The organism is Verrucomicrobiia bacterium, assembly GCA_019634625.1.
In the GTDB taxonomy this organism is placed as follows: domain Bacteria; phylum Verrucomicrobiota; class Verrucomicrobiia; order Limisphaerales; family CAIMTB01; genus CAIMTB01.
This window is the reverse complement of record JAHCBA010000013.1, coordinates 141752-150651: the sequence shown is the minus strand read 5'-3', so window position 1 is coordinate 150651 and position 8900 is coordinate 141752. Positions and strand designations below refer to the sequence as shown.

Genomic DNA, 8900 nt, shown 5'->3' with positions numbered 1-8900 from the left:
GGGGGAGGTATCCGTTTTCAGTGGTGAAACCAAGAGCTGTAAGTCGTGGTTCGCCCTCGACCTTGGTTTAAGCGTCGCGTGCGGGTCGCCCTGGATGGAACGCCAATGCCACCGGGGCCGGGTGATCCTGGTTAATCTGGAGTTGCCCGAGTGGGCGATCAAGAAGCGGCTGCTGGAGATAGCCGCCAAGCGGGGCCTTAACCCCACCCCGGACAGCATCCTTGTCTGGAATTTGAAGGGGCGAACCGTATACGCTCACCGAATCCGCGAACATATCCAGAATGCGAACCTCTCCGACGTGGCATTGGTCATTGTTGACCCTGTTTACCGATTGCTTGGCGACGCGGACGAGAACTCGGCCAGAGACATCAATGCGCTTTTGGGACAAATAGCTGGAGTTGCGGTGGATACTGGAGCGCATGTCATCTTGCCTGCCCATTTTGCCAAGGGGAGTCCAGCCGCGAAGGACCCTCAGGATCGCGCTTCGGGGTCGGGGGTGTTCGCCCGCTTTCCCGATTCCCTGCTCGTTATGACAAAGCACGAGAACCACGAGGAGGGGAATGGCGTTTACACCGTCCAATCGGTCTTGCGGACGTTTCCCCCGGCCCCGTCTTTTGTCGTGCGTTGGCGGCACCCGGTCTTCGAGGTGGATTCGGCGTTGGACCCCAGCCGTCTCAAGCAACGCAAGCCGGGGATGCAGGAACAGTACAGCCGGGAGCTACTGCTTGCCCTCCTCGACGGTGGACCACTGACCAACAAGGAATGGGGGATGGCCGCCGACGAGGCCATGAGGATGCCTCGCAAGACTTTCTTCGACTATGTGCGTCGGCTCGAACAGTCCGGGGCCGTCGGACGAACGGGGGATGGCAAGTACTGCCTCCCGACCCGCTAGCTGGCGAAGTGGCGAAGTACTAATTCCGCCAATTCCGCCACTTCGCCAAAGTCCCCTGCCTTTCTGGATGGCGGCGACCCTTTAGAGGTCCCGCCGCCGCCAGCCGGGGACCCGCCGCCAGACAAGCCCAGACATGATTCGGCCCAACCCCACTCTAAACTCGAAGGATCGGCCCTGGATTCCACCCCGCCGCCGCCAACGCCCCAGGAGCCTTCCGGACACCCCGCCCGCTGTGGTCTATCACCTCAACCATGCCCGACGCGGGGAAGTTAGATTTCCCAGCCTCCCACGACCTCCCCGGGACCTCCCACGGAACGGCCCTCGCCGTTCTTTCGGTTCCCAGTTCTTAAACGGTGTGATGCCGTCCTCGGACAGCGCCGTGAAGGGAAGTAAGCAACACAGGACCATCGCCCACTGCGTGTCCACGTCGAGGTTGTAGAAGTAGAGAGCACGGAAACCAAGTAGATTACCCTCTTAGCAGTTCACATATCCTATGCACGCAACGAGGAAGATTCTCGCGTAATTCATAAACCCAGAATCGACAGACTTTCCAACCTAAACTTTGGAGTTGCAGGTCCCGCCAATAGTCATCGTCCTTCCGTCCACCTCCTGCGGTCCGGTGGACGGATTCACCATCCACTTCGACATCTACCTTGAGCGGATGCAACACGGCCAAATCGAGAAATCGGCCTGCAATCGGATACTGTGGGATGACCTTCACTCCTGCTTGTGTCAGAGCTTCTGCAAGAACCCTTTCCCAAGGCGACTGGTAAGGGTCACGAGTAATGGATCGGTGGGCAGTGGCTTCTGGCAACGTGCGACGTGCTAGCTTTTGAATAAACGGGATACCACAATCCAACGCCCAGTCCCTATTGCCGACGACGTGTAAGACGGCGCGTGCGCGAGAAACGGCGACGTTGAACAAGTTTGGGTTTTCGCGTAGGAAGATGGCCGCTCCTTCGGGCATGTCGGGGCCACCGCACAGACTGAACAGAATCAGGTCTCGCTCGTCGCCTTGAAAGCCGTGAGCAGTGGAGGCGAGAAAGCGGACGCGATCCATGAAGTCCGGCGGCAAAGTATCGCCCGTTTCCAGCGCATCCTTGAGCCGAATCATTTGCTGTCGAAATGGCGTCACGACGCCAATCGTTCCGCGATAATCCGCAGCCGCCAGCCGCGATAACTCGCCGCGAACAGCTTCGATTTCGTCCGCGCACCATACGCCCGTCTGACCGGGTTCGAGCCTGCCGAGAATGTGTGTCCAATGAATCCCCGGCTGCATGCCGCGCGGGATGTTCAGGCGCTCGCTCATGGTGACGACGTGGAGCGTCTTGGCGTAGAACGCCTCATTGCAGTAATCGGCGATGAGGTCGTGCGAGCGGAAATGCAAATCGAGTCGCGCACGGGCAGTGTCAGGCACAGCTGCGCTGGTGTCGGCGACGTCAAAGGCGCTGTTGACACGATAGGTGAAGCGCTGGACCTCGGCATCCGTGAGGCCGTGCTGCTCCAATAGTGTCTGTTCAACTACGGCGTCCAGCGTGCTGACATGCTTGAGTTGCATCGGGTCGCCGGCAAAGACGGCGCGCTTGCTTCGGGCCAGCAACGGCACGACCGAAGGGATGTCGCACTGGCTGGCCTCGTCGATAATCACCAGGTCGAACATTCCCGGCAGGAGCGGCAGCGCACTGCGGGCGGAGAGGTTCGACACTGACCAAAGCGGGAATGCACGCATGATGAGCGGAAAATGCCGCTTCAACTCATTTCCAAAGCGGTCAGCCCCCCAATTCTGAATGCCAGCGCGCAGGTTTGCCAGCGATTCACGGTCAGAAGGAGCGAGGGAATTGGGCAGGCCACCAGCGGCCCACCGCATCCAAAGGCCAGTCAGCTCTTCGATTCCCTGTTGGGCGCTCGTCATCCGGCGATTGCAGTCTTCGGCTCGCGGCAATTGCGCGATGCGCTGTTCGCAACTTCGCACAAGCGTCACCACTCGCGCCGCTTCGGCCCATGCTTTCCAGGTCGTGAAAAAGTCGTTCCAACCGTCGCCTGTCGCGTTCGCGTCGGGCAACGCGCGGTCAGCAAATGGGCTTGGCAACGATAGTAATGGCTCGCGTGCCGCTTTGCGCCGGGCTTCAACCTGGCTTCGCCGGAGTGCGTGGCACAGCTTTTGAAATGGACCTCTCGGCAGGGCGAGCGCGTGACGTAACTCCGTTTCAATTGTTCCCACGCGGTCACGGGTCATTTCGCTCGGCCAACTAGCAAGCGCATCGTCTGATTGGGCCGCGAGAGGAAGGGCCTTGCGCAATTCCTCAAGCTGCCCGTTCAACACCGCATACTCCTTGCGGGCCTGCTCAAGCGTTGAGATGTCGGCGAGGGCCGCGTGCTGTTCACTGAACAATGCGCCAAACTGCCGCCGATACTCCTCACCCTGCGCCGCGTCCGGTCGAGGCGGCCGGGCAAGAAGGCTTTGCAGTTTGGCGAGGTAGTTTTGTCGCTGCGCCAGTTCCCGGCTGGAAGTTTGGATGATGAGGTCGCCGCCTTCCACCGCGCTGTTGAGCCGTGGCAACACCGCTTCCAATGCCTGGTGGTTCTTGCTGGCGAACAAAGTCGCCTGGCCTCGGAGCAACTGATTCAGCAGCATCGCTGCGACAACTTCCGACTTTCCGGTGCCAGGCGGCCCCGTCACGACGGAGACCGGCTCGGCCAAGGAATTGAAGACGGCTCCCCGCTGGCTCGGATGCAGCAAGCGCGTCTGCAAGAGCTGGTCGGCGGTGAACAATGGCGAAGGCGCGGGGGCATCGCCGGGCGCCGTTGTTGAGGCGTCCGGTTCGGCAGGTGGTTCGTAGTTTGGAAATAGTGCGGCAAGCGCCGTCTGATCCAGTTCTTCATCGGAGAACTTCTCGGTGATGTCGCGAAGGTCGCGCAGCAAACTCCGCGTGTAGCGCAAGCGTGGGCCGAGGGTCAGGACGGCGGCGTTGTAAAGCCCCGGTTCGGCCTTTTTCCAGTCGGCAACATTTCCTAGATCAAGAGGCTCAATGTGCTCGGCGAACCTGTCCGGGTCATGCACGTAATGGGCGGCGTCCTGTGCGAGACGGGCAAAGTCTCTTGGCTCTGGTGTGGTGCGCTCGCCGTTATCGTCCTCGCCGTCGGCATCATTTAAGAGACCCATCGCGCGCAGAAAAGCTGCGCGTTCGGCACGTTGCCGGAAGCGGTATTCTAGCCAAGCGCCGTTTACGGCTATGTGACCGTCCGGCTTAAGGTGCAACACACCGCCGCGCCAGTCGGCTGTCATGGGCTGGGCGAAAAGCGGAACGACGAAACCGGAAACATCCTTTGGCTTCACGAATACAAGAGGGTAACAGAGGTAAACGCATTCGTCCTCCCCGCGCCTGACGCGATTGCGCTGGAACGGCGCTTGTTCTCTGGCGAGCGAGATAGCGAAGTCACCACCGGCGGCCAACCGCGCCCACGGAATTTGCTGCTGAACGGCAATCCAGGTGTCGTCCTCGTTTTCGACGTAGGCTCGCAACTGCGGGGCCTCGTCCTGCCAGAGACAATCCATATAGTAGCGGCACATCGCACGGAACTTGGCCCATCGGCCAGCCGGTGCGGGTGGCGGTGCGACTGCCGTGGGTGCAACCGCCTTTGTCGGGGGGGTCTCGGTTCTTCCACTGCCTGAAGGTGGAAAAGGCAAGGGTTTCCTTGAAGGCGGAGTCGTTGCGATGCCAGCATGCATCCTGAGCAGCCGCCAGCGAGTCCCTTCAAGGCGGACGACGCCTTGGCTTTGGAGCTGCCGCAATTCCTGAAGAACTTCAAACTCCTCGACCTTCAACCCGCTGCGGCGCACAGCGTAACGCAACTCGGCGGCAGTTTGCGGGCAGGGAGCGAGGGCAAGAGCGTTGAGCAGCGAGTCAGTCATCGTTCTTGCCTTCTGCTTCATCATCTTCCTCTGGCGGCGCAATTGGCGGCATCTCGTCCGTTGAAGCTATGAAGTCGAGCCATTCGGTTACACGCTCGACAAGCGTCCTCGGCCCCGGACGCAGACGCAGGGAGTTTGCCTGGCCAAGAAGCCGACTGAACCGCTTCGCTAGGCGAGCCTCCTCCTGTGGACAGGTATCGGAAGCCAGGAAATCGCGCGCTTGCGCGTGGCGTCTGACGCGGAGCAGCAACGCCAACGCGCGCAGGCTGTTCATGAATACGACGCGGATATTTTCCTGTTGCACCTTCTGCTCGAATGCTTCGAGGCACAGGCTCGCAGCAGCAACGACGTGTTCGCGCGGCACTTCCCGCAGAACATCTGGACGTTGATAGAGAACGTAAACAAGCATTCTCAGCCAGTTGTTGTTGAGTAGCTGCCCGAAATCCCATTTTTCTTTAACAGTCGCGAAAAGACGACGCCCGTGGTCCGGCGTTTGAAGCACTCGCCCCGCCGCAAACAGGCGCACGACATTCGTGACCGGGTGAATCTCACCCGCCAACTGATTCTGAAATGTGTCCGGCGCGTATCCACCCAGCCGACCCAAGAGGTAAACGACCGCGTCTATTTCCGCAGATGCCGCGCGTGCATCTCCATTCAGCACCCTTAATCGTTGCCACAGGCGCCGTGCGATTTTACGCGCTCGCTCATCGTTACTCGGCAACGGGTTCGCTATCTGCGAACGACCTGCATAGCCTCTCTCCACAAACTCACACGGCGCGTCGGTGCTAAAACAGACAAGCAGGTTGACGGGTGCCGCGTCGCCGCCCGAGCCTGTTACGCCTGCAAGTTGAGGGGCGATGGTTTTCGCGGCGCGCAGCTTTAGAATACCGAGAGCCGCCATCCGGTGGCTTTGTGCGCGATGCTCAAGGGCCTGGGTGAGTTCTTGTTCGGCGGTAGAAAGGAAGTCATCGAAAATCGGCCGATGTGAGTAGAGTTTACCGCACGCTGGCCAACCAAATTTTACCATCCCCTTGGGCCATTTCTCTCCCGGATCGCGGGCGACGCGCTCCATGTTTTGCCAGTTGAGCATCACGCTTTGCCCAGTGCCAAACACATCGAATTGTCTCGGCGAGGCTGTGATGCGCACGCGTGCGAATCCACCTGCTGAACGGGCGCTGACGTTCAAATCAACCCAGGCGTTTTGTGCAGCCTGCACGGGCAGGTCGGTCGAGAGTTTTCGGAATTCGGGTTCGCCCGAGCGCTGCAACCAACTCGCAAGTCGAGTGGTGTCTTTCTCGATGAAAATCCGCCGGGCAAGCACTTGTTGAAAATCGAGCCCTCCAGACACCTCGCAATCCGCTGGAATAAGTGGAAGCCACTTCGGTTCTCGTTCCTCCGTGAGAGCGAATAATTCCAGCGATGGCAATACGTCGAGATAGGTCGGCCAGTCCCGCTCCAGCCGCCAAGCGAATAGACACGAGCCGCGCGCTACGGCGGTTGGGTCGGGGGCAGGCCAGTCATAATCTGCAAACCGCCGCTTCAGCAGCGTGAGCAGAGGCTCCGCCAGCGGGCCGCACGCCAACAAGTCTGATTGCCTGCCAACGGCGTTGGAAATTTCGCCAAGGTGCGCCTCCAGGAGCGTAAGTTCCGGGCGCAGTCGAAAAAATGGAGCGGGTCTATCGCACAGCAGCGTATCCGTCTTCGTGAAGTGCAAGCGATTCAGGCGACGGACAGGCACAAGGAATGCCTGTCCATCTTTCTCTTGCTGTCGAAACTCGAATACAGAGACCTCCACTCCATGCAGTCCCGCGTCCACAACGGCTAAGTCCTTGCCGACTGGTATGCGGGCCGCCTTCGCTTCCGCCCATGACATGGCTGCGGCGACCGAACGCCAGACCAAGCGCGCTCCGGCTGGCAGTCGGCCAAGCAGTGATTCCTGCGACTCTTCTGGCAATTGGTTCGGGATGGCGAGCACCAACTGTGTTACCGCCGCATCGCAAAGCGTTCGCTTTAACACTGAACGAGCCTCTGCGCTCAGGCATTCGGCGGGCGTGGGCTTGTTAATTGAGGGCAACCCGTCCGGGGGCTGCCACTGCGGGTCCGACCATGCGCTTCCGGTATTCAGCCGTTGCCACACCGAGGCGAGCATGACCCGGCCGTTTTGCACGGGCGGCGTAGCACGGCTCCATCCATCGGGCGCGGCCATCGCCAGCGGGGGCCAATCTCCTCCCGAACCGCGCTCGCTTCGCAATGCATCATCACCGGCGAGTATTTTCTCCTTCCTCACCATCGGGAGAAGCACGCAGGAGGGACGCTCTGGATGAGCGCTGCCTTGAAATGCTTCAGTGCCCGCAACGTCTCGAACGCAAGCGAGCGAGTTTACTCCACCAAGGTCCAGTCCGACGAATTTCATCCTGCCAATTCCTCCAGCAAGATATTGAGAAGCTCAGGGAAGTCGTGGAACCAAAACGGGCCTCCCGCTGGTGCGGCCAGATAATCCAACCGCCCGTATCGAGGATTTTCTGGTTTCTTGTCACGCAACCATTCGCCTCGCAACAACAGGCCGCGCACGTTCAATGACGATGCCTCGTGGGCAACTTGATCGAGGGACGACTGCAAACAGTTAACCATTTGATCCCGCTGCTTGGCATCGGTTCCAAGGCTCAACACAGAGTAAATGCAGAGAAGCGACTGCGGCTTCAATGGACCTGTTGTGGGATAAACAACCAAGGCCAACTCCACGCCGAGACGCGGCAAGAGTTCCTCCAATCCCGGACATAGATGCGCGTGTGCGGGGTGAACTAATAGCATCCGTGCTCTACCGTCATGGCGTATCCAGCGGCTTGAGACCGACAGCGCCGGGACAAAACTGCCGGCGTGATGTTCGCTTCTCAAGTATCCGGCGAGTTCGCAATCGCGTCTCCAGACGCACGTATTCCGCGCTTCGTCGCTGAGAAGGAACGAAATGACGATGCCGCGAACGAATTCCGCCCACAGCTTTCGCCCCCAAGACCAGATGTTGTCCACGGCCTCCTCTTCGCGCCGCAACTTGTCGTATTGAACCCAAAGCGGGTGGTAGCGGCGGTCCTTTTGGAGCACGTAATTGGGGCGAGGCGCACCGACCAGCCGGCCAACTGCCGAAAGGGGCGACCAAACTTCAAGCCGCTCACAGTTGCCACGGAGGTCAACCACCGTCCTCACGCGTGGATGTTCCCGCGCACGCCCATTCTCCCGCTCGTAGGCGCGAGCGCGATGCTGGCAGAGGCGAATGAATTCCCGCATGACGCGATTCTCCGCCGTGTCCACCGTTTCTCGTCGGGTAATCGCAAGGATTTCCTGACGGCCACCTGCCTTTTCCAGAACCGTTCGCCCTGGGCGGCGAATCAGGTCGCGAAGGCAAATGGAGTCCAGTTCCTGCACGCGCCCGACGGAGACGAGTTCGCGTTGTCGAACGAGCATTCTTCGAGGTCGTTCGCAGACGTTGCGAATGGCGCTAAGATGGGCGAAGGCAATCTCGACCACCCGGGCCATGCGTGGTTCTTCGCCGGTGCTGACTTTCTTCCAGCGCTTCCATATCGTCGCCCAGTTCAGCCGGGCAACGACCTGGCCCGCAAACTCGTGAAATTCAGCAAACTCCCGGTCCTGTGTTAGCGAAATGGCCTCGGTGAAATATCCGCAAAGAAAATCAACCGTGTCGCGCAAGTAAACCTCCGCTGCGTTGGAATCAATCGGGTCTTCCCATGCGCTGGCGCGCCGCTGGCTCCCGCGAACAGGAATGGCGAATTCTTCGCTCCCGAAGCGGACATGCCACAAATCGGTTTTCTCGTATGGAAGGGCTGGCGTTGACAGAACGCCGCGACGGCGTCCCGCCGCCGTGTTCGGGTTCGATAGAACTTGGTTGGCCAATGGAGCGCTCGAATGCTGATGGCCTGCGAGTGTCGGCAATGATTCATCCTCCGTGCGCGTAAAAAACGTAAGGGATTCGGGATTGAGAGGCTCGACCGCCTCACAGTCCTCAGGACTGAGCGATGCTCCACCGCTGGCGCGCGATGCGAGCAACGACCAAGGATAAGGCAACACGCGAGCCATAGACGT

The 8900-nt window shown here is 59.9% G+C and carries 4 protein-coding genes; 1 reads left to right on the top strand and 3 read right to left on the bottom strand.

The features are described from left to right. Positions 1–892, top strand: an 892-nt coding sequence (locus KF833_10275; protein MBX3745682.1) for an AAA family ATPase, incomplete at its 5' end; no start/stop codon positions are given. Between the two features lie 466 nt (positions 893–1358). On the opposite strand, the gene KF833_10270 is transcribed toward KF833_10275, so the two are convergent. From KF833_10270 to KF833_10260, 3 genes are read right to left on the bottom strand one after another with little or no spacing between them, the layout of a single operon-like run. Continuing rightward, positions 1359–4805 (bottom strand): DUF559 domain-containing protein, encoded by a 3447-nt coding sequence (locus tag KF833_10270; protein MBX3745681.1) that lies wholly within the window; start codon positions 4803–4805, stop codon positions 1359–1361. Next, complete coding sequence (locus tag KF833_10265) at positions 4798–7218, bottom strand: hypothetical protein (protein MBX3745680.1); 2421 nt, start codon at positions 7216–7218, stop codon at positions 4798–4800. Before KF833_10265 ends, KF833_10270 begins: the two co-directional genes overlap by 8 nt. Continuing rightward, the gene (locus tag KF833_10260; protein ID MBX3745679.1) at positions 7215–8894 is read right to left on the bottom strand and encodes a DUF2357 domain-containing protein; all 1680 of its coding nucleotides are present in this window, start codon (positions 8892–8894) and stop codon (positions 7215–7217) included. Before KF833_10260 ends, KF833_10265 begins: the two co-directional genes overlap by 4 nt. Between the last annotated feature and the right edge of the window lie 6 nt (positions 8895–8900).

Excerpts from the sequence above, each read along its gene's own strand:
- KF833_10270 (MBX3745681.1), bottom strand. The coding sequence starts at position 4,805 with ATGACTGACTCGCTGCTCAACGCTCTTGCCCTCGCTCCCTGCCCGCAA.
- KF833_10265 (MBX3745680.1), bottom strand. The coding sequence starts at position 7,218 with ATGAAATTCGTCGGACTGGACCTTGGTGGAGTAAACTCGCTCGCTTGC.
- KF833_10260 (MBX3745679.1), bottom strand. The coding sequence starts at position 8,894 with ATGGCTCGCGTGTTGCCTTATCCTTGGTCGTTGCTCGCATCGCGCGCC.